We start from the raw sequence: 1080 nt of genomic DNA, 5'->3' as shown, positions 1-1080 counted from the left end.
ACAAAGCTGCGTTCCAACGTCACCGCATTCAGCGCAGTGCGGGCCAAGGTCTCCGCATAGGTGCCCGGTAGGCCCTCGGTGGCCAACTCCAGCACCCGTTCGCCAGCGGCGTCGGGGTCTTGGAGCATGCGCTCCAGGTAGTACTCCAGGCCGCTGATCACGTCGGCGAAATGTGCCAACTGCTCTTCGGACGGCACTGCGTCGTTGATCATCAGTTGTTCATCGACGTAATCGGTGCAACCGCGCATCAGGCTCGCTGCGCGTGGCAGTGGAATCATCGCCAGGGCGCCGCGCACCTGGCTCAACAGTTCCGGCAGGGATTCCAGGCGCTGGCGCTCCCACTGGGCGTCGATGCAGTCGATCACCAACTCTTTGGCTTGCTTGAGGCACTGGCAGGACTCGCGGATCACCAACTGATGAATCTGCGTCAGGTCGGTGGTGGGCAGGCGGCTCTCTTCACGGCCTTGCGGCTCGACCGTGCCGACCATCCCGGCCAACGTCGCTTCGACGTAGAGCAAGGCGCCGGCGACATCCATCAGCACTGCATCGTTGGGTTCGCGCTGGCCCTGGGCCAGGCTCAACACCACGGCAAGCTGGTCGATGATGACTTTGCGCGGCTGCCCAAAGCCCAGCACCGCAAGGGTATCGGCGATTTGCCGCAGCGGCGCCAGCAGCGCTTCGAGGTCGCTGGTGTGTTGACGGTCGCTGCGCACGAACAGGTCGAGGCGTTCCTTGACCCGCACCAGCTCTTCGCACAACGCGCCGAGCACCGAGCCCATGGCATTGCGGTCCGGCCCGGCCAGGCGCGCGCGTTCGGCATCGACCACCGCGCTGTCGGGCAAGGCTTCATCGAGGCCGTAGCGTTCTTTCAGGCTTTGCATGCGCGGCGTTGGCCGGGTGACTTTGGCGACGTAGAACAGCAGGCTCTTGAGCAGTTCATCCGGCGCCGGCTGGTTGATGCCGCCAATGCCCTGGGCGAGCAGGCGTTTGAGTTGCTTGTCGCTGGCCTTGAGCAGGCTGCGCAGCGCCGGGCTGTTGGCGATCACGCCGGTCAGCATGCCCTCGACCAGCGCCGAGGTG

At 65.2% G+C, this 1080-nt stretch carries 1 pseudogene; it reads right to left on the bottom strand.

The features are described 5' to 3' along the window. A pseudogene (locus L9Z73_RS31020) lies at positions 1–1080 on the bottom strand (Hpt domain-containing protein); the annotation flags it as partial.

The sequence above is a fragment of the Pseudomonas emilianonis genome, assembly GCF_023072625.1.
GTDB lineage: Bacteria > Pseudomonadota > Gammaproteobacteria > Pseudomonadales > Pseudomonadaceae > Aquipseudomonas > Aquipseudomonas paraveronii.
Note: the sequence above shows the minus strand (reverse complement) of the source record. Positions and strands in the feature narration are given on the sequence as shown.